This window comes from Streptomyces sp. NPDC043861 (assembly GCF_056435905.1).
Genome location: NZ_JBWKDP010000007.1, coordinates 67,558 through 91,762 on the forward strand (window position 1 = coordinate 67,558; position 24,205 = coordinate 91,762).

General features: G+C 69.6%; 18 protein-coding genes and 1 pseudogene. 11 read left to right on the forward strand and 8 right to left on the reverse strand.

The window, feature by feature from the left end:
• The first annotated feature begins 87 nt into the window (after positions 1 to 87).
• The 3 genes from AC068D_RS17925 (at position 88) to AC068D_RS17935 (ending at position 4,912) form a co-directional block, all read left to right on the forward strand.
• A complete protein-coding gene (locus AC068D_RS17925; protein ID WP_478823976.1) occupies positions 88 to 702 on the forward strand; it encodes a TetR/AcrR family transcriptional regulator in 615 nt (204 codons plus the stop codon).
• Between the two features lie 60 nt (positions 703 to 762).
• Positions 763 to 1,218, forward strand: a complete 456-nt coding sequence (locus AC068D_RS17930; RefSeq protein ID WP_478823977.1) for a hypothetical protein — start codon at positions 763 to 765, stop codon at positions 1,216 to 1,218.
• A 304-nt stretch (positions 1,219 to 1,522) separates the two neighbouring features.
• A complete protein-coding gene (locus AC068D_RS17935; protein WP_478823978.1) occupies positions 1,523 to 4,912 on the forward strand; it encodes a hypothetical protein in 3,390 nt (1,129 codons plus the stop codon).
• Positions 4,913 to 5,064: 152 nt separating this feature from the next.
• Here AC068D_RS17935 and AC068D_RS17940 read toward each other — a convergent pair whose 3' ends face one another.
• On the reverse strand, positions 5,065 to 5,403 hold the full coding sequence (locus AC068D_RS17940; RefSeq protein WP_478823979.1) for a winged helix-turn-helix transcriptional regulator: 339 nt from the start codon (positions 5,401 to 5,403) through the stop codon (positions 5,065 to 5,067).
• 76 nt (positions 5,404 to 5,479) lie between these two features.
• Between AC068D_RS17940 and AC068D_RS17945 the strand changes: the two genes are divergently transcribed.
• Positions 5,480 to 6,370, forward strand: a complete 891-nt coding sequence (locus AC068D_RS17945; RefSeq protein WP_478823980.1) for an NAD(P)-dependent oxidoreductase — start codon at positions 5,480 to 5,482, stop codon at positions 6,368 to 6,370.
• Between the two features lie 384 nt (positions 6,371 to 6,754).
• Here AC068D_RS17945 and AC068D_RS17950 read toward each other — a convergent pair whose 3' ends face one another.
• Positions 6,755 to 7,432: a serine hydrolase gene (locus AC068D_RS17950; protein WP_478823981.1), complete on the reverse strand. Its 678-nt coding sequence runs from the start codon at positions 7,430 to 7,432 to the stop codon at positions 6,755 to 6,757.
• A gap of 959 nt (positions 7,433 to 8,391) precedes the next feature.
• Positions 8,392 to 8,610, reverse strand: a complete 219-nt coding sequence (locus AC068D_RS17955; protein WP_478823982.1) for a hypothetical protein — start codon at positions 8,608 to 8,610, stop codon at positions 8,392 to 8,394.
• Positions 8,611 to 9,238: 628 nt separating this feature from the next.
• On the opposite strand from AC068D_RS17955, the gene AC068D_RS17960 reads away from it, so the two are divergent.
• The gene (locus tag AC068D_RS17960; RefSeq protein ID WP_478823983.1) at positions 9,239 to 10,447 is read left to right on the forward strand and encodes a T4 RnlA family RNA ligase; all 1,209 of its coding nucleotides are present in this window, start codon (positions 9,239 to 9,241) and stop codon (positions 10,445 to 10,447) included.
• Positions 10,448 to 10,449: 2 nt separating this feature from the next.
• The gene (locus AC068D_RS17965) at positions 10,450 to 11,364 is read left to right on the forward strand and encodes a phosphatase domain-containing protein (protein WP_478823984.1); all 915 of its coding nucleotides are present in this window, start codon (positions 10,450 to 10,452) and stop codon (positions 11,362 to 11,364) included.
• A 203-nt stretch (positions 11,365 to 11,567) separates the two neighbouring features.
• On the opposite strand, the gene fabV is transcribed toward AC068D_RS17965, so the two are convergent.
• Positions 11,568 to 12,773, reverse strand: coding sequence for an enoyl-[acyl-carrier-protein] reductase FabV (fabV, locus tag AC068D_RS17970; RefSeq protein WP_478823985.1), 1,206 nt, complete (start codon positions 12,771 to 12,773; stop codon positions 11,568 to 11,570).
• Positions 12,774 to 13,201: 428 nt separating this feature from the next.
• Between fabV and AC068D_RS17975 the strand changes: the two genes are divergently transcribed.
• Both AC068D_RS17975 and AC068D_RS17980 read left to right on the forward strand, forming a co-directional pair.
• The gene (locus tag AC068D_RS17975) at positions 13,202 to 14,275 is read left to right on the forward strand and encodes a serine hydrolase domain-containing protein (protein ID WP_478823986.1); all 1,074 of its coding nucleotides are present in this window, start codon (positions 13,202 to 13,204) and stop codon (positions 14,273 to 14,275) included.
• Positions 14,276 to 14,732: 457 nt separating this feature from the next.
• The gene (locus tag AC068D_RS17980) at positions 14,733 to 14,936 is read left to right on the forward strand and encodes a cold-shock protein (RefSeq protein WP_037693306.1); all 204 of its coding nucleotides are present in this window, start codon (positions 14,733 to 14,735) and stop codon (positions 14,934 to 14,936) included.
• 368 nt (positions 14,937 to 15,304) lie between these two features.
• Here the strand turns inward: AC068D_RS17980 and AC068D_RS17985 are convergent, their stop codons facing one another.
• Together AC068D_RS17985 and AC068D_RS17990 are read right to left on the reverse strand one after the other, a co-directional pair.
• Positions 15,305 to 17,272, reverse strand: a complete 1,968-nt coding sequence (locus tag AC068D_RS17985; protein WP_478823987.1) for a serine/threonine-protein kinase — start codon at positions 17,270 to 17,272, stop codon at positions 15,305 to 15,307.
• A 371-nt stretch (positions 17,273 to 17,643) separates the two neighbouring features.
• Positions 17,644 to 18,018 (reverse strand): hypothetical protein, encoded by a 375-nt coding sequence (locus AC068D_RS17990; protein ID WP_478823988.1) that lies wholly within the window; start codon positions 18,016 to 18,018, stop codon positions 17,644 to 17,646.
• A gap of 455 nt (positions 18,019 to 18,473) precedes the next feature.
• Here AC068D_RS17990 and AC068D_RS17995 point away from each other — a divergent pair, with 455 nt between their 5' ends.
• The 3 genes from AC068D_RS17995 to AC068D_RS18005 all read left to right on the forward strand — a co-directional run bounded on the left by AC068D_RS17995 (position 18,474) and on the right by AC068D_RS18005 (position 22,302).
• Positions 18,474 to 19,007, forward strand: a complete 534-nt coding sequence (locus AC068D_RS17995) for a GNAT family N-acetyltransferase (RefSeq protein WP_478823989.1) — start codon at positions 18,474 to 18,476, stop codon at positions 19,005 to 19,007.
• 465 nt (positions 19,008 to 19,472) lie between these two features.
• Entirely contained in the window at positions 19,473 to 20,888 is a 1,416-nt protein-coding gene (locus AC068D_RS18000; protein WP_478823990.1) for a DEAD/DEAH box helicase, read from the forward strand.
• Positions 20,889 to 21,189: 301 nt separating this feature from the next.
• Positions 21,190 to 22,302, forward strand: a complete 1,113-nt coding sequence (locus AC068D_RS18005) for a PP2C family protein-serine/threonine phosphatase (RefSeq protein WP_478823991.1) — start codon at positions 21,190 to 21,192, stop codon at positions 22,300 to 22,302.
• A 301-nt stretch (positions 22,303 to 22,603) separates the two neighbouring features.
• Here the strand turns inward: AC068D_RS18005 and AC068D_RS18010 are convergent.
• Together AC068D_RS18010 and AC068D_RS18015 are read right to left on the reverse strand one after the other, a co-directional pair.
• Positions 22,604 to 22,841 (reverse strand): annotated as a pseudogene (locus tag AC068D_RS18010) (DUF2268 domain-containing putative Zn-dependent protease); the annotation flags it as partial.
• A gap of 215 nt (positions 22,842 to 23,056) precedes the next feature.
• Positions 23,057 to 23,854 (reverse strand): inositol monophosphatase family protein, encoded by a 798-nt coding sequence (locus AC068D_RS18015; protein ID WP_478823992.1) that lies wholly within the window; start codon positions 23,852 to 23,854, stop codon positions 23,057 to 23,059.
• Positions 23,855 to 24,205: the final 351 nt, after the last annotated feature.

Below are 24,205 nucleotides of genomic sequence, written 5' to 3' on the forward strand. Positions count from 1 at the left end.
GATAATGGTTCGGTGCAGGCCACGCACCGGGTTTCCCGGTACGCCTGGGTTGGACGCCGACGCCCCCCGCCGGGCACGATGATCCGCATGGCCGGAGTCAAGGGACAGGTGCAGAAGCGGGGCGTGGAGCGCCGCCGCGCCATGGTCGAGGCCGCAATCGAGCTGTTCGCACGGCAGGGGGTGCGCGGCACCGGGGTGGCCGCGGTCGCCGAGCGCGCCGGCGCCACCCCCTCCGCCCTCATCCATCATTTCGGCAGCAAGGACGGACTCGTACGAGCCGTCCTGGAGGAGGTCGACCGGCGCGCCTTTGAACGGCTGTCCATCACACCGGATGCCGAGCCCACCCTGGACCAGGCGCTGGAGTGGTTCGTACGGGACGCCGAGCACACCGCCGCCACCGAACGCGACCTGGCCGCCCTGCACACCACCCTCACCGCGGAGAACCTGGAGCCAGGTTCCGTGCTCCACACCTGGTTCCGGGACCGTGGCCGGGCCCTGCGAACCCATCTGGTGGCCCTGTTCACGCGCGCAGTGGCCAACGATTCGGCCCGTGCCGACCTGGACCCGGCGATCCTGGCCGCGGAGACGGCCGCGTTCATCGAGGGAGCTCACCTGCTGTGGCTGCTGGATCCCGAACAGGTAGACCTGACCGCTATGCACCGCAGCTACTTCAAGGGCTTGGCCGCGCGGCTTCGGTCCTGATCAGGACGGGCCAGAGGGCCCTGCTTCGTTGTGCGGGCGCCGACGGCCATGATCAGGGCTGTGGACCTGAGACCGGAGTTGCTGCCCCCGCCCGTGAGCCGGCAACGGCTGGACGAGTTGAGCCACGAGATCGGTCGCATCGCTGACCTTGTGGCCGACCACTCCGATGCCGCTGACGAGGCGATCGGGGCCTTCAACGCAATGACCGGCCACGATTACGTGGCTCTCGATTTCATCGAGTACGACGGAAGCAGAAGCCTGGAAGAGTTCGCCAAGGAGGCGGCCAGACCGGCTCACCCCCGGATTGCGGACATCACGCGGGACGAACTCGTCGGTATCGTCGCCAGACTCCTCGCTGGCTGCCCGGAGAGTGACTACTACCTGAGGCTCCTCGAAGCCAACGTGCCGCACCCCCGGGTCGGTGATCTGGTCTTCCATCCTTCGGACGACCTCGACGTCGTGACTCCCCAGGCGATCGTCGATGAAGCCCTGAAGTACCAGCCGATCGCGCTGTGAAGCCCTCGTCCTGCCCCGCCTGCACCACTCCCCTCCCGCCGAGCACAAGGAGTGGCGAAACGGCGCCGCCACATCACACCGCCCGACCGGACGACGGATTCCACGACCGCGTACCTCGTGCGTCGCCCGACTACGGCCTCAGGCGTCGATCCATGTCGAAGGCGCCCGAGCGACCGGTGTTCCGGACCGGTCCACCTTCTGCGAACCCGGCTCACCCAGCAGGCTGCTCACCCAGCGGACTGCTCACTCGGGCCTGCTCACATAATCGATCGCACGGACGGATACCCCAAGGCACAATCGGCCCATGCCGACCACTGCGGAGCACCTTCTCTCCGCACTCCAACCGCTTCCGTTCCCCGCCCGACTGTCGCTCACCGCGAGGACCGCCCGCCGACTGGCGGACGACGGGCAACTCACTCCGCTGCTCACCGACCTCGACGCGCGCGGGCCGTACGAGCGGCGGCTCGCCGCGCTCGCCGCCTCCGCCGGAGGGGATGCCGGCTTCCTCGCCGAGCGGCTGGCCGACCCCGACCCCGTCGTCGCCGGATATGCCCTGCGCGCCGTGCGTGTTCTGCCCGTGCCGGACGAGGCGGTGGAGTCGGCGTACGACGACGCACCGGCCGCCCTGCGGCACCGGCTGGCACGCGTGCTCACCTCCGGCGGCCGTACCGCGCTCGCCGAGCGGCTGCTGGTGCGGCTGCAGGCGGAGTGGGGCGATGCCGAGGCCGCGCGCCTGCTGCCGGCCTGCTCCACCCCCTTCGTGGCACGGCAACTGCCCGGGCTCGCGCACGCCGTCGACAGGTGGACGGGGCTCGCACGCCGGCATCCCGACCCGGTTCTGGACCACGCCGAACGTGCCCTGGCCGACCGTGCCGGCGGGCAGCAGCGGGAGGAGTGGTGGCGCCTGCACGCGACGACGGTCGCAGCGCTCGCACCGTTGCGCCCCCAGCGGGTGCTGACGCTGCTGGAGCGGTACGGGCCGTGGAGTATGCCATCAGGGCTGCACAGCGGACTCGGCGCGCTGGTCACCGCCGACGCCGAGCGCGTGGTGCGCTGGATCACCTCTCCCGACCGCCATGAGCAGCGCCACGAGCCGGTACTCCCACCGGGAGTGCTGCGCAGGCTGGTGCGGGCAGAACCTGTGTCGCTGACCATGTTGGGTCGCCACTGGCTGGGCCGGGACAGCCACTTCGCCGCACTGCTGAAGGCCATTCCTCCCGGCCGGCGCTCCGCCTTTTTCGACACGGTCACCACCGGCGGGATGCGCGGGGAGCCCGCTCTGGGCGTTCTGGACCTGCTGCCCCGTGAACGGCGCTGGGCGGAGGTGCGCCGGGCGGCGGCCTCGTTCACAGGCGCGACGTGGTGCTGGTGGGACGATCTGGACACTCTCGCGCACGGTCCGTTCGACGAGGCGCGTTCCCCGCTGCTCGCCGCGGTCCGACGCCCCGAAGCTGACGACCGAGCGACCGCCTGGCCGCTTTTGGTGTCCTGCGTTGCACGGGACGGCGGCCGAGAGGCGGTCACCGAACTGCTTGCCGTGGCGGGGCATCTGCGCAACGAGCAGGACCCGGTGCGCGCCGCAGCGCTCGGCGCACTCGCCGGAGTGCACCCGCGGCTGTTCAGCCCCGATCACGCTGCCCTGCTGGACCGGATCGCCGTCGATGCCCTGGAGGCACGCGACAGCTCGGCCGACAGCCTGGCGGCTGTGCGCACCCTCGCCGAGCGGGTGCTGGTCGAGCATGCCATGGACAGTGAAACGGCCCTGCGGGCCTGGGCACTGCGCACCCTGGAGCGGATCGCGGGCCGGGTCGGCGTACCCGACTTCGGTCCGCTGCACCGGGTCCTGCGCCGAGGTCAGGAGCACCTGGTGTTCGAGGCACTCCGACCGTGGCTCGAGGCCGCGGCCGGGCGGGCCGACTTCCGGCTGCTCCTGGGCCTGGCCGATGCGCTGGGGCCGCGTGCCCGGCTGATGCCGGAGCTCCAGAACATGCTGGCCACAGCCCTGGAGCGCGGCGACGACGAGACGTTCGAGGCCGCTGCGGAGCTATGGCTGGCTGCCCCGGCCACCCGCGACGAACGCGTGGCCCGCATCGTTGCGCTCGAACCGTCGGCGGTGGTCCTCCCGCCCGTACGGCGCGTGCTGGCCCGCCGGCGCACGGACCTGCTGGACTCACTCCTCGACGACACCCCGCCGTACGGTCGCTTCCTGGTACGCGGCGCGCGGCGCCCGCTGCCGGACCTCTGCGACAGCGACCGCTGGCTGCCTCGCCAGCAACAGGCGGCGGCACGGCTCGCCGGTCGAGCGGTCGCGGACGACTCCCTCCCGCTCGACGACCGGGCCGCCGCGATCCGGGCTGCTGCACCGGTCCCGGAGCTGGGACGCGCCCTGGCGATGCAGTACAAGGACGACGGGGAGGTGGTCGTTGCAGAGGCGGCGCTCGGCGCACTGGCGAGCACCGACCGGCCCCAGGACGCCTTGCCCGTGCTGCTGGAGCAGGCCGCCGGTGACCGGGCGCGGGTCGCTGTGTATGCGGCCACCCGCGCCGCACGCTTCACCGCGCCGTCCCAACTCGCCCTGGCACTCGACCCGTTGCTGACGGGTGAACGGGCCGCGAAAGTGACCTCCCGCAAGGAGGCCGTCCGGCTGTCGGCCCGCTTCCTGCCACCGCCGCGGGCGATCGCCCTGCTGACGCGCGCCTTCCACACCCCCGACTGCCACCCGGACGTCCGGTCCGCCGTCGTGCGTGCACTGCCGCCACTGCTCGGGGTGCCCGAGGCCTGGCGCCTCCTCGAGGACGCCGCACACGACGACGCGCCATCCGTGGCCCAGGCTCTCCTGTGCGTCACCCCCTGGGAGCTGGCCGATGCGCACCGTCGCGCGTATGCCGATGTGGTCGGTGCGGCCTACGACGCCTGCCTGACGTCGCTCGACGGCTTCTCCGCCTACGGCACGCTGCAGGCCGTGGGTATGTGGGCCCGCCACGCCCCTCATCTGGCCGAACGGCTCTCGCGCACGGTCTGCGATCTGGGCAGCCGTACCCACTGGCAGCACGCGGCGTGGGCGCTGCGCGACCTGGCCGGATCCGAAATACCGCATCCCGTGGGCGGCGCGGCTCCGGGCAGTGTGTTCCATGGCGCGGTGGCCGAGCTGCTGACCGCGATGCACGGACCCGATGGCGGCTGCGACGCGCTGGACGACCGGGACCAGCCTGCGCTGCAGCGGCTGCGGACCCTGGTGTCACTGGGCAGCCGGGGCTGGCGGCCCGAGGTGCTCGAGGCGGTGGCCGGGCAGCTGGCGACGGAACCACTGCTGGCGGCTGAACGCGCCGACCTGCTGCGCCAACTGGTCGATCGCACCGCGGAGTCGGCCGTGCTCCTCGGGCGTCTGCAGGACCTGGCAGACGCACTGGAGGACGCCGGAGTGACCGTCGCGGTGCAGACCGCAAGCCGGCTGTGGACCTCCTGGGCGCACTGTGCGCTGCCGCAGCACCCGGAGACTCTGCTGGCCGCGGCCGACCGGCTGGCCCGGGACGGCGGCACCGTCACCGGCCTGCTGGCAGCCGGGCTGGTGACGGGGACGGGAAACGGCCTCGGCTGGCCCGAGGAATGGCGGTCGCTGCTGCGCCTGCTGCGCAGGCACCCGCGAACCGACGTACGCCAGGAGGCGTACCGGATCCTGACGAAGCCGGAATGAGGGCCGGGCGGCCGCGACCGCCCGCCGCCACGGGCCGTTGCTGCCCGAGACGATCGTGCTCAACGGCGGCCAGGGGCTTGGGAAGTCGGGCATCGCCAGCTGTGTGCAGAGGCTGGTGCCGGACCCCGGCCGGTCACGGGCGCCGGGACGCTCTAGTCGTGTGTGCTCCCGCCACCGAGAAGGTGTTCCCTGCCCCAGGCACCGAGGGGGCTCAGCGCCTCGTTGAGCGAGACACCCAGCGGGGTGAGCGCGTAGGCGACGCGGCGCACCGCCCCCTCGAAAGCCTCGTCCCGGACGACGATGCCATCCGACTCCAGCTCCCGCAGATGAGAGGTGAGAACCTTCTCGCTGACACCGGGGATCCCGCGCCGCAGCTCGCCGAACCGGCAAGGCCCTGCGTCCAGTGCCCAGAGAATGAGCACCTTCCACTTGCCTCCTACCACGTCGATCGCCGCGTCGATGCCGCACACGTACGTGTCCCGCCTGGTCATGCACTCACCTTAGGGTAACCACCCACAAAAGAGTGCGTACTTGATCATGCTCCGGGCTCGTACGAGCCTGATCGGCATGGACACCTACTCCACTTCCGGGATCCCCGTCACCCTCCTCGGCCTCGGCGACATGGGCACCGCTCTCGCCCGCGCCTGGCTCGCTGCAGGACATCCGCTGACCGTGTGGAACCGCACTCCGGCCAAGGGCGAACCATTGGCCCGCGAGGGCGCACGTGTGGCGGCCTCCCCGGGCGAGGCATTGGCCTCGGCCACCGGGCCTGTCGTTCTTTGCCTGCTGGACGACGCCTCCGTCGACGAGACTTTGGACGGCACCGACCTGAACGGCAAGGACCTGGTCAACCTGACCACCAGCACCCCCGCCCAGGCGCAGCAGCGCGCCCGCTGGGCCGAGGAGCGAGGGGCTCGATTCCTGGACGGCGGGATCATGGCGGTACCGCCGATGATCGGACGGCCCGAGACCGGTGGCTACGTCTTCTACAGCGGCGATCGCGTGTTGTTCGATCGCCACCGCGAGGTACTGGAGGTTCCCGCCGGCGCGAAGTTCGTCGGCGGGGACCCCGGCCACGCAGCCCTGCACGACATCGCTCTGCTCAGCGCCATGACCGGCATGTTCGCGGGCGTCACTCATGCCTTCGCCCTGGTGCGCCCCGAAAAGAACCTCGACCATGCCGGGTTCGCCACCCTGCTCGCGGAGTGGCTCGGCGCCATGGCCGGTGCGGTGCACGGCATTGCCGGCCAACTGGCGAGCGGTGAATACACCGAGGGGGTCACTTCCAACCTCGCCATGATGTCGGCAGGGAACGCCACGCTCCTGGCAGCAGCGAAGGAGCAGTCCGTCGACCCTCGACTTCTCACGCCCTACATGGAGCTGATGCACCATCGGGTGACCCAGGGCCACGGCGACGAGGGTCTGGCCGGGACGGTCGACCTGCTCAGAAGCGAATGACGCGTCGCACGAGGTTCGCCGTGCGATCCTGGCAGGCGGCGATCGGTCGGCGGGCACGTACGGCGGGCACGTACGGCGGGCACGTGCGGCGGAACTCTGCGTCGGTCGGCGGACGCCGATCGGGAAGGCCGATGCCGCCTTCGAGCCCGGACGGAATTGTCCACGGCGTTCCCGGCGCATCTCGTGCCCTGCGGTGGGGCCGCTCCGACAGCGAGCCCCCGAGCACCCTGGACTGTCTGTCCGTGCACAACCCGCACGAGTGCCCTATGGGCCGGCGTACCGGTGACCGCTGTGACGAGGAGTGTGAGGGGCGACGGCGACTGTGCCCTGGTCCTCCTGCTGCGCGAGCAGCAGATGTGCCCCTCTGGGCGGCAGGGTCGCACTTCAGCGCAGGATCGGGGACACCGGAGGGGGAGTGCTGCGGAGGGCACGTACGGCTGATTGCGCCGCCCGCTCCACGGCCCGGATTCCGTGGGTCATGCTCCGGCTGCCGTGAGACAGGATCACGACGTAGAAGGTGCTCCCGTGTGCTTTCACCTGCCCCATGCTGTTGAGCACCCAGCGTTGGGTCTGCGAGCGCAGGAGCCAGCCGTTCTTGAGCTGCCAATGGCTGCCTGCCGCCGACACCCCCCAGTCCTGGTCGGCGTCGATCCGGCCCATGAGTGTCCGGATCAGGTTGCGTGAGGCTCCACTCAGCGGTGAATGGTCTTGGAACACAGCGGACAGCAGGACCAGCTGGTCTGCCGCAGTGGTGCGGGTCAGGCCCCAGTGGGGACCGGGCCCCGGTTGGGTGGAGGTCAACCCCAGGACTCGGTTGGCCTCGGTCAGTCCTCTGCCACCGCCGATACGCCTCCACAGGGCATCGGCGGAGTCGTTGTCACTGCTCTGGATCATCGAGGCCGCGGTCGATGCCTCCCACTCGGAGAGCGGCCGACTCTCGCGCTGGGCACGCATCAGCAGGGCCGCGAGGATGTTGACCTTCACCACGCTTGCGGTGACGTGCACCAGCGAGCCGTACACCGCGCGCCGACCGTCCCTGGTCCCCAGGACGGCGACCGACAACTGAGTGCCGCTCCCCTTTGGGATCGGATCGAGAGAGCGGGCGAGTACACGGTTCACGTCCGTTCGGGCCGGCGCCCATGTGCGGGGGCTGCCTTGCGGCGCTGTGGCCGGCTTCCCCTTCCCCGACGTCAACGGCGCCTGGTCCTTGGCCGGGGCGCTTCCAGTCCGGTCACCGGCTCCGTTCTGCGGGCCGGTCACGCAGCCCCCCATGAGCAGCATGCCTGCAGCAGAGCATGCCAGCGCCCACTGCAGCCGCCCGCGACGCCCACACGCCGTGTCGCGTCCGCACGGCCCCCGCGAAGCGGGCTCGCGGCCCATCCGCTGGGGCGAACACGTAGAACCGAGGGGATCCACAGGGAACCTCAATCGCACGACCGACGGCATGACAGGATGCCCATAGTCTTTTCCGGGGTGAGGTGCGCCGCATCTCGGCCACTCACCCCAAAGGCGCAACGTGCTCCCCGCAGGAAGCCACCTGACGGCCCCTCGGCCCGGCCCGGTGCGACTGGTCGCGACGTGCCGTATTCGTGGCTCGCCGGCAGGGCCCGGGTGCGGTGGTCGCCCTGGGCGAACTTCCTGTCGTGTGCTCGCCTTCACTCTCATGACGTCGTGGAGGTGCCGCGGCAGGCAGGCCGGGCAGGGTGCGTTCGTTGGTTCAGCGGTGGCGGCCCAGGCGCCGTGAGGCCTCGATGCCCTTGCGGGCGATGCGGCGCCCGGGCCGCCTTCGCGCAACCGTCGCGGCAGGCGGAATCATCGTCGTCCTTGCCGGCCCGTGCCGCTCTACGGCCTCCCCGGCCTGCGCCGCTGGGGTTCTCGGGACGGGGGAGCGGATCGGCGACCCGTCATCGGGGCGTCGGGGTCCGGCTGTCGTGCAGATTCGTCCCTGGGACTCCGACGGATCAGGAAAGACCGGTCCGCTGAGCAATGGGATCTACGAAGAGGCCGCGTGGGATGACCTCTCAGGCTCCGATGCCGAGCAAAGCCACTTCAAGAGGGAGGGCCGGCTGTGCGGGGAGGGCGGGGGGCTCCTGGCCGCGGCCTGCGTGCGTGGCCGGAACGGCGCACAGAGCCTTGATGCCGTCGGCGGCCCACTGCGCGTCCGTCGGCGGGAGTGACAGCGTCATGAGCCGGCCGTCGGGGAGAGCGGTCTCGAGTTTGGTCGGGTCGTTCGCTTGCATGGCAACTCACTTCCGTGGATGGGCGGGCACCATGAATATCCGGCCTCGGCTTGAAGGACGGTTGTACGAGGAAAGAAGTTCCCCCGGAGAGACCTTCGCGACGTCCTGTGTGCGGCATCGTCTGTTTTTGGTGGATGGGTTACGGGCCCGACCCGGTGCCAGGCACGGCGAGTCGACACAAGCGTGGCCTTCCGCAACCGGCCCGCATCTGTGGAGTGGTGGCGCTCTTGGGCGGCCCTGAACAGCAGGGCGAGTCGCGAGCTGGTGACACGGCCTTGTGCACCGCTGCTGCTCCGGAGGTTGCTCTTCGCCGAGTTGGGAGCATGCAGCAGCTCCGAGCCCGTCCCCATCGGCCGGCGCAACATGTCCGCTGCGCACATGGCCGGCAGGGTCAGGACACTGCCGGCCAGGAAGGCGACCCGGGCCTCAGGGAAACGGTTCCGCATCAGTTCGCTGCGGACGCGAACGTCGCCGGCAGTGGGTGTTGCCCCGGGTTCGCCGTTCGCATGACGGGGGCCGGTCGGCGGAGACGAGGAAGTCGGTCACCGTCCAGCCGTTCCCCACGTAAATCGGTACTGGTCAGGGCCTCCCGCACGTGACAATCAAGGTCCACTCACGGGAGGAACACATGAGCCAGGCATACCTGACTCTCCACGAGCTGCTGCCGCCGCAGGAGTTGACGGCAGCCCTCGATGCAGGGCACGTCACCCGCAAGCGGCACCCCGACCTGCCGCTGTCTATATACACGTACACAAGGACGTGCCAGTACGAGCGCGTGTGGAACCGGGTGACCATGCGATGCCGCGGCCTGGTCACCGATGACGCCACCGGCGAGATCGTCGCGCTTCCTCTGCCGAAGTTCTTCAACGTCGGCGAGCACGAGTCCGGCCAGCCCTACGCGCCCGCTCTCCCGGACGAGCCGTTCGAGGTGTACGACAAGGTCGACGGCAGCCTCGCGGTCGTCTTCCACTACGCGGGCCAGTGGCGGGTCGCGTCCAAGGGGTCGTTCATCAGCACCCAGGCCACCTGGGCACAGCGCCTGCTCAACGGCAGGGACACCTCAGCCCTGGTTCCCGGAGTGACCTACCTGGCCGAGATTCTGTACCCGCAGAACCGGATCGTGGTCGACTACGGCGATCGCCGTGACCTGGTGCTCCTCGCCGCCTTCGCCAAGGACGGCACGGAGATACCGCTCGCCGAGGCCTCTGCCGGCTGGAAGGGCATCGGCTCGGTCGTCACCGTCTGGCCGGCCATGCCACTCGCCGAACTGCTCGCCCTGGCCGAGTCCAACCGGCTGCCCGGCGGCCGGGCAGCCTCGGGCACCGACGCGGAGGGCTTCGTGCTCCGCTTCACGTCCGGCGTACGGGCCAAGGCGAAGCTCTCCGAGTACGTACGGCTCCACAAGGTGCTCACCGGCGTCACCGAGCGGGACATCTGGCGCAGCCACGGCATCCAGCGTTTCGTCGGACTGCCCGCCAAACAGGTGGCACAGGCGCTGGGCTGCTCGGCGGCGGACATGGAGGCGTCCGGCGGCAAACCCCTGGACGCGCTGCTGGAGCAGGTGCCCGACGAGTTCGATGCCTGGGTGCGCGACGTGATCGCGCGGATCGAGGAGGATGTGGCCGGCCGGGAACGTGCGATCGACGAGGCGTTCCGGTCGCTCGCCCATCTCGCCGGTGACCGGGGCGCCTTTGCCCGCGCAGCGCAGGCACTGCCCGACGCTGCCGTCCGACCGGCCATGTTTCTGCGCCTCGACGGGCGCCCGACCGAACTCGTCACGTACCGTTCCGTCCGGCCCGAGGCGTCCGATCCGTTCACCACCGACGAGGAGAAATGACCATGCCCGTAGTACACGTCATGACGGGGCTCCCGGCCTCGGGGAAGACGACCGCCGCGCGCCGACTGCAGGCGGAGTCCGAGGGCCGGATGCGCCGGGTGAACCTCGATGACCTGCGGGCGATGCTCGACATTCCGGCACCCGAGCGAGGCCGGTCGCACTCGCACGAGCAGACCGTGCTGGCCATCCAGGATGCGGCGGTGCGGGCGGCGGTCGATGACGGCTTCGACGTCGTCGTGGACAACACGCACCTGACTCCCCACATCCCCAAGCGGCTGAAGGCCGCTGTGGCCGGACAGGCCGCCTTCGTCGTGCACGATTTCACGGAGGTACCCGTGGAGGAATGCATACGGCGCGACGCCGGACGGGAGAGGGCGGTCGGCGAGGAGATCATCCGGATTCTTGCCGACAAGCATGTGAAGGCCAGGAAGGGCGGCTGGCAGCTCACCGAGGGGTGGCTGAACGACGAGCCTTCTGTCGAGCCTTATGTCGCCGACCAGACGCTCCCCTCGGCGGTCATGTGCGACATCGACGGCACACTCGCCATCAGGGGAGACCGGGGCCCGTACGACTTCAGCCGCTGCGACGAGGACCTGCTGAACGTGTCGGTACGGGGGGCCCTGGGCTCCTTCCGACGTGCCGACGGCGATGTCATCGTCCTGCTCTCGGGCCGGGGCGAGGAGCACCGGGAAATGACAGAGGCATGGCTGCACCGGCACGAAGTCCCGTACGACGAGCTGTGGATGCGCGCAGCCAACGACGGCCGTCGTGACGACGTCGTGAAGGCCGAACTCTTCGACCGGCACGTGCGCCACCGCTTCGCCGTACGAGTCTCGCTCGACGACCGCGATCGCGTCGTCGCCGTCTGGCGCCGCATGGGCCTGCCCACCTGGCAGGTCAACTACGGCAACTTCTAGCCCTTGCACGGGTGGAGCCTGCTCCCCCTGCAACGGGTGCCGTCATGTGGTCGCGCCGCATCGGGGAAGGAAACACGGACCCCGTTGCGGGACGAGCCACGGCCTTGTCGTGTTTCCCGGTCCCCGCACGCTGCCCCGCCCCTTGTGGCTGTGCCGTTCCAGCATGGCAGCTCGGGCGGGAACCGTTCGCCGAAGTCCTCAGGTCAGACGTCGGACGACGGGGAGGCGGGCCACGGGACGGTGGTCTCGGCTGCGACCTCGTAGTCGACGCCGGGAACGTCCCAGCCGTAGAGCCGGCCGACCTGGTCGCGGAACCAACCAGTGTCCGCGCTGCTGGCAATGGTGTCGGTGTCGACCTGGTCCCACGCGGCGCGGACGGCAGCCTGGACCCCGGGATCCATCTCCCAGTCGTCCAGCCGGATACGGTCTTGGTCGTCCCGGTCGAGTTCGGCGCCACCGGCGAGCTGGTTCCACAGGGCCGCTGCCTGGTCGACGGTGGCCTGCCAGCGGTCACCGGTAACGCGGTGAAGGATGCTGGTGTAGAGCGCGATGCTCGGGATGGCGGTGGAGGCCTGGGTGACGGCCGCGCCCGCGACGACGGTGTAGGCGTGGCCTGTGCCCTTGAGCCGGGTGTTGAGGGCGCGGGCGGTGTCTTCCAGGTGCTGCTTGGCGGCGCCGATGGTTCCGGCCCGGTAGATGGGGGCGGTGATGTCGGATCCGACGTACGAGAGGGCGACGGTCTGGAAGCCGTCGGCGAGCAGGCCTTTGGACTGCAGGGTGTCGATCCACATCTGCCAGTCGGTGCCGCCCATGACCTGCACGGTCGCCTCGCGCTCGGCCTCGTCCGCGGCCCGCAGGTGCAACTCGCCGATCTGCGGGACGCCGTCCTCGAACACGAGGGTCTTGGCCCGGTAGTCGGTGCCCAGCGGTTTGATGACGGACTGGTGGACCTCGCCGGTCAGCGGGTCCGTGCGACGCGGGGCCGCGATGCTGTGGATGAGCAGGTCGATCTTGCCGAAGCGGGCGGCCAGCTGGTCGGCAGCCTCGTCCTTGACGCTGTCGGAGAAGGCGTCGCCGTTGAGGAAGGTGAAGTCGGCGCCGGCCTCGGCGGCGAGTTCGGCGGTCCGCGCGGTGCGGTACCAGCCCGCGCTGGCGGTGCGGCGCTCGGTCGCCGCGGACTCGAAGGCGATGCCGAGTCCCCGCATCCGGTGGGCGCGTAGGCCGACCAGGGTCGCCGCAAGTCCGTAGCCGGCGCTGGAGCCGATGACGAGGGCGACCGGGCCTGGCCGGTCGCCGGCAGGGTCCGGTGTCCGCTGCCACATGTGGTCGACCACCGCTTTGCAGCCGGTCGGATGGCTGTTGACGTAGAGGTAGCCGCGGTTGGCGGGCTTGATCTCGCGGAGGCTCACTCGTGGGTCCTTCGGGTGCGGGGATCGTGATTGCCGCGGCAGTGAGCGCTTCCACGCAGCGGCGGACGTCGTCGACGGTTTCCAGCTGGCCGGTGGCTTCGTCGGGGACGACGATGCCGAACGCGCCCTCCGGGGCAGTGACCGGGCGAGGCTGTCGATGCCCCGGGTCTCGCTCCGGATGGGCTCTGCTCACATCCTCGGTGAGCATGGTCCGACCGGGGATGTTGATCTTCGCCAGAAGTGGCCGCAGATTCTTGTCGGTGTCCTGTTCGGTCAGGTCACGGCGTTCGACGAACGATCAGCACACCGGGCACGGTCTCAGTGCCTTGCGCTGGGCTGCGCTGAGCCGGTCGGACCTGGCGGTGATGGTGTAGGAGCCCGACTGGGAAAACGGGGGCGAGGGAATGGAAGCTGTTTCTGAAACGGCGGTGGGCACCGACCATGCGCAAGTCCAACGCGTGCTCGACCGGGCGGTGGTCGAAGGGGGGATTCCGGGCATCCTCGCCGAGGTCAGTAACGGTGAAAAACGCTGGTTCGGCACGGCCGGGGTCGCCGACACCGCAAGCGGCAGGAAACGCCTGCCGCAGGACCGGTTTCGCATCGGGAGCATCACCAAGACGTTCATCGCAACCGTCGTGCTGCAACTCGTGGCCCAGCACAGGCTGGACCTCGACGACACAGTGGAGCAGTGGCTGCCCGGTCTGGTCACCGGCAATGGCCACGACGGCAGGCGCGTCACCGTCCGGCAGCTGCTCAATCACACCAGCGGAATCTTCAACTACACCCAGGACCAAGGGGCGCTGAGTCAGTACGAAAGCTACAGCCCGGGTCGGCTTGTGCAGATCGCCATGTCCCATCCGGCCGCTTTCGAGGCGGGCACCTCGTGGGCCTACTCCAACACCGGCTACATTCCGGCCGGGATGATCGCGGAACGGGTGACCGGCCAGGCCCTCGCCGACGAGATCGCCCAGCGGATCACCGGTCCACTCGGCCTGGCCGGGACCTCCCTGCCGCGCGGCACGGACCCGACGATCGAAGGTCCGCACGCACGGCACTACACCAAGCTGCATGAGGCCGATCCCGAAGCCGAAGTGCACGACGCAACCGAGATGGAGACAACCCCCTACTGGGCAGCCGGCGGCATGATCTCCACAACGGAGGCCCTCACTCAGTTCTTCGGCGCACTGCTCGGCGGCCGGCTCCTCCCACCCGATCAGCAACGGGAGATGTTTTCCACCGTCCCAACCGTGAACTGGCTTCCCGACACCACCTACGGCCTCGGCATCTCCTCCCTGACGTTGCCGGGCGGCACAACGGTCTGGGGCATGGGCGGCGCCATCTTCGGTTCGTGGTCCTGCACCTACGGCACTCGCGACGGACGGCACCTGGTTGCAATCAACACCAACGGCGACTGGACCACCGGTGGCTGGGACGACCCGATCGGCATCTTCACCGACGTGCTCCGGGCAGAGCTCTGCATCGGCAGCTCTCCGACACCGTAGTCGGCAGAAGTCCACCCGCTGAACGGCATGGCCATGTCGGCGGCCCCGGAGTCCGGCGAGTCGCTGCGGACCGCCGTACCGTCCGGCGCGTGGTGGCCGGATGTCGCTGTGCCCAGGCTCGGGACGATCCCGAGGGGACGGCCTGTCGAGCTCGGGCTCGATGAAGGGCTGCACCAGTGAGGAGGGGAGCGTCCCTGAGCCCGGGCCGGCTGCGTACGCAGGCATTTCGGGGCAAGATGATCACTATGCGCGGAGCCGGAGTCCCGGAGTCCGCGGGAAGGGACGTTGCTCTGTGGCAGCGGAGCGTTTCGGCGTGTAACGTCGACGCAGATGTCGTGGTTCCGCAGTACCTGCCCGCGCTCCGGTGCGGGCGTTTTGCTGTGCAGTGTGCGTGGACCAGGGCAATCACCTCCGGGTCCGCGCGGTGCGGATCCGGTCTCGACTGAGAGGCACGGGCATGGCCAGCGGAACTGTGAAGTGGTTCAACTCTGAAAAGGGCTTCGGTTTCATCGCGCAGGACGGCGGTGGCCCCGACGTCTTCGCGCACTACTCCAACATCAACTCGAGCGGCTTCCGTGAGCTCCAGGAGGGGCAGGCCGTCACTTTTGACATCACGCAGGGCCAGAAGGGCCCGCAGGCGGAGAACATCACCGTCGCCTGATCACGGCTGAACGTCGCCGGGCCCTGGAGCAGTCGCTCCGGGGCCCGGGGGTGCGCAGGCCCTGCATCTCCTGCCCTCACGACTCGCAGGGGGCTCCCGGCCACAGCCTCCGTGGGCTCTCGCACCGAGCGTGCCCCGCGCTCCGGCCCCTGCAGCACCATCAGGCCGCGACGGCACAGCCGAAGCGGGCGGCGGACCATAGAGGCCGTAGGCCGTATGGAGAGAGGCAGCCGCCGCGGTCCCGATGAGGCCGGCGACGACGATCGGGAAGTCCACCCTCAGAGACCATGGGCGATGCCGCACCATGACTCATCTCGGCCACCTGACAGAGCTCGCCCGCAGGGCCTGGGGCCGAAGGCGCCGCAGGATCAGTCCGCACAGCTTCCGGCGGAGCCCCAGCGCACGAAGTCCTGGCCTCCTTCACCGCCGACGACGGCCACTGCGTACTGCGCGTAGCGCCATTCCCTGCGGGTCCGGGATTCGCTGAGAACAGCCTGACAGGCTGTGTCGGCGGCAATGGCTGCCCACCTGTTCCGTGTGCTCCGGTCCCAGTCGCGCTTGTTGGCCCACACATACATGACGGCCTCGTCGGGGGCGAAGCCGACGGACATGTTGTGGTGGCCGAGCCGACCGGGGTCGTTGGAGAGGCGGGAATTGCCCTGCCACTCCGAGATGATGGCGTTGGCCGCTCGGTCGGCAACGCGGATCTCGTTCTTGTCCGTGCTGGGGATGTGTGCCTGTTCCAGGCCCGACCCGGTGGGCTGCCACCACGAGTCCTGTCCTTCGGCGGGGACGGTGCGGTCCTGGACCGACGTGCTGCACGCGGTGTTGGTGCGAAAGTCGTCCTCCCACACGACGCTCGGCCCGTCCTTGCGCACGGTGTCCACCACGACGTACTCGTTGTAGCGGAAGCCAGGGTAGGACTCGGTGAGGTCCCGCAGGCCAAGACAAGCCATCTCGGCGATTTCCTGCACTGCCACCGGGGAGAGTTCCTGGCCGCTGGTTGCGATGTACACCTCCCCTCTGGGTTCGTGGAAGGTGATCCTGCGGTCGAAGTCGGGGTAGGCGACGGGGTCCAGCCAGGCCCCTGTTCCCATCGCTCCGGGGACGTCGTTCTCGGCCGGGGTCCTGGCCGGCCGTGACTCCTTCCACATGGCGATGGATGCCTCGCCCGGATCGCCCTTTGCCGCACCGGTCCGGCTGTCGCTCCGGACTGCGCCGGGAGTGCTGTTCGTCGCGTCCGCAGCCCGGCTGGGAACGGGGACACCCGCGGAGCTCTTCCCCGCATTGCCGCTTGTCTGGGAGAGAAGACCGCCGGCGAGAGCCCCGCCCAGGGCAGCGGCTCCGATGAGCACGGCGACTGTTCGGCCCTTGCGCCGGCCGGCGGGAGCGCGCCACGTCGGGTCGTCCAGGGCAGGCATGTCCCACTCGCCGATGACGAGGTCGTCGATCACGGTCGGCTCCGGTCCGGCACCCCCCACGGGCACGACCTGTGTCGTCAGGGAGGCGAGGAACTCCGAGCACTCCTCAGCGGCAGCGACGGCGGTTATCCGTTCCCTGGGATCCTTCAGCAGCGACTTCTCCACGATGCTGCGCAGCTCTGCCGGGACACCGTCGAGGTCGGGGTCGCCGGACATGATGCGGAAGGCGACGATGTCGGGCGCCCCGGTACCGAATGGGAGGCGTCCGGTCGCTGCGTAGGCGAGGAGTGTGCCCCAGGCGAACATGTCGCCGGCCGGTCCTGCTGTGCCGGTGCGGTAGTGCTCAGGGCTGATCCAGCCCGGTGTGCCGGTCATGACGCCGGTGCGGGTCACGCTGGTGCCGTCGGTCGCGTGCGCGATACCGAAGTCCAGCACGCGCGGTCCGGCCGGGGTGAGGATGACGTTCTGCGGTTTCACGTCCCGGTGCACCACTCCCGCCCGGTGGATTGCGGCCAGCGCCTGCGCGGTACCGGTTGCGAAGGCGCACAGCATGCCGCCACTCAGCGGGCCGTGTTCGGACACGTGCTGGTTCAGGGTCGGGCCCGGGGCGTACTCGGTCGCCAGCCATGGGGTGTCGGCTTCAGGGTCTGCGGCGTGCAGCGGTATCAGGCAAGGTCCCTGCACGCGGGTGGAGAGCTGTACCTCACGGCGGAACCGAGCCCTGAACTCGGGGTCTTCGGCCTGTGCCGCATGGATGACCTTGACCGCGACCCGCATCCCGGCCGGGTCGAGACCGGCATGGACGATGCCCATTCCGCCCGCACCGAGACGGCCGATGATCCGGTAAGGGCCAACCCTGGACGGGTCGCCGGGGCGGGCAGGCAGAACCCGACCGCCAGAGCCAGCAGCGCTCACAGAACTTCCTTCTATGCGGTTGAAGGTTTGAGAGTAGGCGCACGCAGGGCCGGAGTGCCCGCCGAATCATCAAGTCGATGGACATGAGCTGCGACTCGGCCGAACAGGTCCGGCGTCTGAGGGTCACTAGGAGGGCAGGCACAGCGGGCGACCTCCCTCGCGCACCCGTAGCGGGTGGGTACCCACCTCCCTGCCGCGCGCCCTCGGTGCCGCCATCACCTCCGACACACCCGTCCATACCCGTCGGCCGACGCAGCGGGCCCGTCCGTCACCGCCCCGACGGGGCGCGCCGGTCCGGCACCGGCTGCGTGTCGGGGTCCGGGCGCGACGGCGACACCCCCGGCTCGGCCGGGGGTGTCTGAAGGGGTGCCTCAGTGGTCGGAGTAGCTGAAGTCTCCAACGGTCCAGCTGCTGACCTCTTTGATCGCGACGCGGTACATCCCGCCGGTCTCGGGGATTCCAATGCTGCCTTGGAGGATCCGGGCGACGTGGAAGTGCAGATGCGTCGGCGGCTCGCCGCGGTCGGGTCGGCCCTGTGTCCGGGCGCTGGTGAAGACGCCGGCGAATGGGCCGAGGCGGTCCGAGTCCCTCAGGACTTCCGACACACGCTGCCTCCAAACGGCTTCGGGAGCCAGCCGTCCGGTGATGACAGCGCCGCTGGTGACCACGGTCAGGGACATCTGATTGCTCTGCTCGGATTCCACCATGGTGGCGATGTCAACGAGCAGTTCGTCGGTGTTCGACATGAGCCGATTCTATTCGGGGGTGTGGTTGCCCGACCGGGGGCCCGTTCGAGCAACCTGGACGTGCCGACGCTCCTGCAGGGGCACAGAGGCTCGAGTCGTGGCCGGTATCGGTGCCGGTTTCGGGGCGCCGGGCGGACGGTGCCGGAGCGAGCCCCGCTGCGAAGCCCGGTCGTGTCGATCGTCGGCGCAGGCTCGGCCGCCGGCCCCTGAGCGACCTGGTCGCGGCTCGGGCCAGACCCGTTGGGAATGCCAGGAGGCATGGGGCCGCACGGTCGAACTGCTGAGGTGGACCGCCTCCGGCCGGCGCCGCCGCCCCCGCCCTCACCGTCCTGCAGCTGCGCGACGTCGTCACGATGCGCGTCGCCGCCGGTCGGAGGAATGAACGAGCCCCGGGGCCCTGGCCGGCTCGGACTCCGATTACCCCTGTTCCCTGGTCGTTCGACAGGATGGGTGCCATGACCGAAATTCAGACCCCTCGCCTCATCCTCCGCCGTTGGCATGACGACGACCTGGTTCCCATGGCAGAGATCAACGCGGACCCTCAGGTCATGCAATGGGTCGGTGACGGTTCGGTCCTCGACGTGGACCACACGGCCGAGGCCATCGAGCGATGGGAGGAGGAGTGGGATGACGAAGGCTTCGGTCTCTTCGCCGTCGAGCTGCTTGCCTCGGGTGAGCTGGCCGGATTCACCGGGCTGTCCGTGCCCGAGTTCCTGCCGGAGGTGCTGCCGGCCGTGGCGATCAGCTGGCGGCTCGGCCGGCAGTTCTGGGGCCAGGGGTACGCGTCCGAAGCCGCCCACGCCGCGATGGAGTTCGCGCTCCAGGACCGCGGCCTCGACCGCCTCGTCAGCATCGCCCGGGTGGGTGACGACGCCTCCGAGAACGTGATGCGAAAGCTCGGCATGGTTCCGGAGCGCGATACCACGCACCCGGTGTATGACTTTCCGCTGCGCGTTCACGCCATCGATCTCACCGAGTTCCAGGCATGAAACCACTCGGTCGAGGACCGTCGTCGATGCGCCATCGCCAAGTGAGTGGAGAGGGCTGCCCCGGCCCGGTCAGGTGACCGGATCGTTGCCGGGTCGGCGGCTGGCGAGGCGATCTCTCCAGCCCGTACATGATCGATCCGGCGGCACTCGTGGCCGGTGTCCCGCACGCAGAGCAGGATGCCTGCACGCACGATCACCCTCACCGCCGCCGACGCCTACCGGCCGGTCCTGCTGCTCGTGCCTTCTCCAGCATCGGACCGGGATGGTGTGCTGTGACCGCATGGATTCGTCGGGTGAGCCCGGCGCAGGGGGCGTCGCCCCGTCTAACCGCCATGGCGGGGACGGCGGTGGAGGCGGCCGAGTGTCCGGCTTGAAAAATGGCTGTAGGCTTCGACGCCGCTGGGGCCCGAATCGAGGGGGTACGGGCACCGGCCCGTTCCGGGCGCCGGATCAAGGAAGGTTCCCATGAACGCAAAGCCGTCAGCGCCTGGGCGCTTCGGTGCAGGCAGCACCCACAGGTCCGCGGCCCCACAGCGCGAATTCACGGCGGAGACGTCCACCCCGGGCTTGCCGCCCGCCGAGTCCTTCGCCGAACTGGGGCTGCCGCCGGAGCTGGTGGAGACGATGACCGGCCTCGCGGTGAAGGAACCGTTCCCGATCCAGGCGGCCGCCTTGCCCAACGCGCTGGCCGGCCGGGACGTCCTTGGCCGCGCACGGACCGGATCGGGCAAGACCCTCGCTTTCGGGCTGGCACTGCTCGCTCGTACGGCAGGCCGACAGGCGGAGCCGAAGCGACCGCTCGGGCTGGTCCTCGTACCGACTCGAGAACTCGCGCAGCAGGTGAGCGACGTGCTCGAACCGTACGCGCAGGCGCTGAGGCTGCGGCTGGCGACGGTGGTCGGCGGCGTGTCGCTCGGGCGGCAGGCGCTGAGGATCCGGGCCGGCGCCGACGTGGTCATCGCCACTCCCGGCCGACTGGCCGACCTGGTGGCGCGCCGGGACTGCCACCTGGATCAGGTGCGGATCACGGTGTTGGACGAAGCGGATCAGATGTGCGACATGGGCTTCCTGCCGCAGGTCTCGGAGATCCTTGACCAGGTGCGCTCCGATGGGCAGAAAATGTTGTTCTCGGCCACGCTCGACCGAAACGTCGACCAACTGGTCCGGTGCCACCTGCACGACCCGGTACTCGCTTCGGTCGACCGGTCGGCGGGCGCGGTCACGACGATGGAGCACCACGTGCTGCACATCCACCCCGCCGACAAGTATGCGACGGCCACCGAGATCGCGGCGCGGGACGGCCGGGTACTGATGTTTCTGGACACCAAGCACGGCGTGGACCAGTTCACCCGCCATCTGCGGGGCAGTGGCGTACGGGCCTCCGCCCTGCACAGTGGGAAGTCACAGCCGCAGCGCACGCACACGCTCGCACAGTTCAAGAGCGGTGACATCACGGTGCTGGTGGCCACCAACGTTGCCGCACGCGGCATCCACGTCGAAGCGCTCGACCTCGTCGTCAACGTGGATCCGCCCTCCGACCCCAAGGACTACCTCCACCGAGGCGGGCGCACGGCACGTGCGGGCGAGTCCGGGAGCGTGGTCACCCTGGTCACCCCGAACCAGCGGCGCGATGTGAACCGGATGCTGTCCGACGCCGGGATCCGACCGACGGTCACACAGGTGCGCTCCGGTGAGGAAAAACTGACCAGCATCACCGGAGCGAAGCGCCCACCGGCCGGGGACAAACCCAAGAGCGGCAACGCCCCCTTCCGTGGCCTGGGCACTCGACCGGGCCGCGGCGCAAAGGAATCCCGCAAGACCACGGAAGCCCGCAAGGTCGCAGAGGCACGCAAGGCGGCTCGGGTACGCAGGGGCCAGTGACGACCGAGCGGTCACGCGATCGGGCGACGCTGCCGAGGTCGGCTCGGCCGGCCACTCATGGCGAGCGCCCGACAGCAGCGGCCCGGCATCCACAACGGGCCATGGGATGATCTTGGAATCTTCTGCCTGGCCGGTCGCTGCTCGGGTCACTCTCGCCGGTGAGGGTGGGTCGTCGTCCTGTCCGAGGGAGGGGATCCCAGCTCGATCGAGCGGCAATCAGTCATGCAGGCAGCCGTCACGGTGCGTGAGGGTGCGATCCGCTTGAGTTCAATGATCGTTTCGGCTGGATATGATGGCTTTCGTGATGAAATCCGGACGTTACCGGAGCCGTCGTCCCCCCCACAGCGGCCGGTGGGAAGCTGCCCTGCTGTCACCGGTGATCCTCACCGTCCTCATCGCCGGCCTGGCATTCTCCACACCGCGCGAAATTGCCTTCAGCCGCCTTCTGCCCGCCGCACCCGCCCTCGCCGCCGCGATGTGGCCCGTTCTCCCCACGATCCTGCTGGGGACGTTCTGTCTGCTCGTCATGATCGGCCTCAGCTTCTTCTACACCGACCTGGGGACCCCGTACACGGCCGCTGCGATCGTCGCGGTCACCTTGGCGGCCGCCTATGCAAGCCATGTCCGGCTCCAGCGGGAGGAGACGCTCTTCCACGTCCGGCTCGTCGCCGATGCCGCGCAGAAGGTGCTGCTGCGCCCCTTGCCGCGCCGCATCGCGGACCTCGAGGTCGAGTCGCTGTATGTGGCGGCCCAGGAGGAGGCCCGGATCGGCGGAGACTTCTACGAGGCGGTCGACACACCGTACGGGGTCCGGCTGCTCATCGGTGACGTACGCGGCAAGGGCCTGTCCGCGGTGGGGGCGGCTTCGGCAGTGATCAGCTGCTTCAGGGAGGCCGTGTACGAAGAAGCTGACCTGAGGGGCATCGTCCGGCGCCTGGAGACCAGCATCATCCGCCACAGCGCCGCCTTCCCCACCCAGGATCTCCAGGAGCGCTTCGCCACCGCCATTCTCGCCGAGATCCCGCACGGCAGCGGCCACGTCAAAATTCTCAACTGCGGACACCCCCCGCCCCTGCTCGCCCACCGCGGGGAGATCCTCGTCCTGGAACCCACCACTCCATCGCCGCCCCTCCATCTCGCGATGCTGATCGGGGACCACTACTACGTCGACACCGTCCCCTTCTCCCCGGGCGACCAACTGCTGCTCTACACCGATGGCGTAACGGAGACGCGGGACCACAGCGGTGAGTTCTACCCGCTGCCGGACTGGATGCGGCGGCAAGCCCTGTCCCCGCCCCGCGAGCTGCTGGACCGGCTCCATCGGGACCTGATCAGGTACAGCAGTGGAAGGCTCGACGACGACATCGCGGCACTCGCGGTGCGGTGTTCGATGGCACAGGAGTACCCCGCTTAGAACTCCTCACGGAATGACTCCCTGGGCCACGCGTCGGGCCCTGGGGATGGGTTCCCAGCGGCTGTGGATGCGGTGCCTCTGCCCCTGGACATCGTCGAGCAGGGCCACCCGGCGGCGAAGGACATCCATCCCGGCCAGGCCGGCCTCGGACTGACGGTCCCGGGGGCGGGTGGCGCTGCTGTGCGGGGTGCTCACCACCGGTCCGCACCCCAAGGCTCCGCCGGCCACTGGTGCACAGCCCCGGCGGCACCCTGGGCTTCCGGGGCGGTCCCGCTGCGGTGTCCTGGCGAGTCACCCGCCGGGTGGGCACGCCCGCGTTCGCGAGGATGTCGCGTGCCGGTAGTGCGACGCTCTGGGCGGCGGTCAGGCCGGAGGCCGCCAGGTGGCGTCCACGACCCGAAGACCGGCTGCATACCCTGCACGGTCCGGTAGTCCGATGGGCTGCTGTCCCAGGCGCTGGGCGGTGGCGTCGCCCTGCACATACGCGGTCAGGTTCTGCATCCCGGCACGTCGATCCCGGCCACGACTTTCTCACACGATCGCCCGGAACCCGGCTGTGCACGGCAGCGGCCTCCCGCTTCGAGCTCGCCGATCGCTCTCGCATCCTCATCGAGACGTAGCCATCACGGAAGCGCGGTCACCAGCTTGCATTTCCCCACCTCCGTTCAGGGTTGGGCCGTTGCTGCTCACTCGGGCTGCCTACCCTGGGGCGCCGGCCCGCTGAGGCGGGCGCGGCATGACGTCGCAGGTGGTTCTAGCCTCGGCCGCGGATCATCGACATCAGCAGCCCGTGGGTTTCGGCATCGGCAGCGACGACAAGTCCGCGGCCCGTCTGTCCGATCGGGGCGCCGTCGATCCCGGTGACTGCACAGCCGGCTGCCCGGCACAGAGCGATGCCGGCGGCGAAGTGCACGCTCCCGGAGAGTTCGCCGCCATCGGTGACGTACGCGGCACGCCTGCCGGCGGCGACCCAGGCCAACGCCAGCGTCGTGGACACGACGCGCGGCCGGAACCGTTCGACGAACCTGGAGTGGCCCAACAGGTCCACGGCCCGGAAGCCGGGCGCGCTCGGGAACGGCGGATCCAGATTGACGTCCACCAGTCGGGTGGCGGACGTGGGCGTGAGCTGCACGTCGGCCCCGTCCTGCCGCATCCTGGCGGTCTCACCGTCAGTGAAGAAAACCTCGCCACTGAACGGGTCGGCCACCGCTGCGGCTCCGTCGCGCAGGGCCACGTTGACCGCCACCAGCATGTTGCCGACGGCATAGTTCAGTGTGCCGCACAACGGATCCACCAACCACTGACGCACGGCCTCGGCGGCACCCTGCTGCCCGCCCTCCTCGCCCAGCACCGCATCAGTGGGTCGAGCGGAACGGATGACGCCGAGGATCGTCTTCTCGGCCTCGAGGTCGGCGGCGGTGGCGAAGTCCCCGGCTCCCTTGTCGATGCGGGTCAGTCGCCGCCCGTACATCGTGCGCACCACGTCCGCGCCGGCACGTGCCGCAGCTATCGCAACCTCAGCATCGTCAAGGCTCGTGTGTGCGTTGATCATGTCGTGCAGAATACCGGCGGCAGCCGTCAGCACGGCCAAACCGGCATCGACCCGCCTCCGCTTCGGAGGCGGCGTGACTCACCCTCCTGCGCGAAGTGTGGTCGACGGTCGGCACTCTTCCGCCCGTCGCAACCCTTGTGACTGCTCAAGGAGTCGGAACTGTCTCGCTGCGGGAAAGTGATGGTGAACATGGCCCGGTGGACGGGGCGGAACTCCTTGTGCCCACCGCAACTTCACGTGCGTGCCCTACCTGACTGAGTCGGCCGGGGGCCGTCTTGCCCGAGGCCGACCCCCGTACCTGCCCACGCCTTGTTCGGAAACCGGGGCGCTTTCAAGGCCTGGTCATGGGAA